1 protein-coding gene is annotated in these 267 nt (G+C 52.4%); it reads left to right on the forward strand.

Annotated elements, in window-relative coordinates; all coding sequences use genetic code 11:
* Positions 1 to 159 precede the first annotated feature (159 nt).
* On the forward strand, positions 160 to 267 hold a 108-nt coding region (locus AF337_RS45275; RefSeq protein ID WP_342028420.1), incomplete at its 3' end, for an NAD-dependent epimerase/dehydratase family protein.

Genomic DNA, 267 nt, shown 5'->3' on the forward strand with positions numbered 1-267 from the left:
CATTGTAGGCCTGTTGCATCGCCGTCATCTGTTCTTTCCTTCCCGGTGCGGTTTCCCGGAGGAAACCATGTGACAAAAAAGTGCTCTCTTTTCTAATCCGAATTTCCCTGTATCTAACCTATGGAAAGATAGTTTCCAATAGATACCAAGGAGAGTGACATGAGCAGCAAGATTCTTGTTCTCGGCGCGACAGGCACCGTCGGCAAACATCTGGTGGATGGGCTTCTGGCAAAGGGCGAGGCCGTCAAGGCCGCTTCCCGCACGGGC

Source organism: Rhizobium ecuadorense (assembly GCF_001187535.1).
Lineage (GTDB): Bacteria > Pseudomonadota > Alphaproteobacteria > Rhizobiales > Rhizobiaceae > Rhizobium > Rhizobium ecuadorense.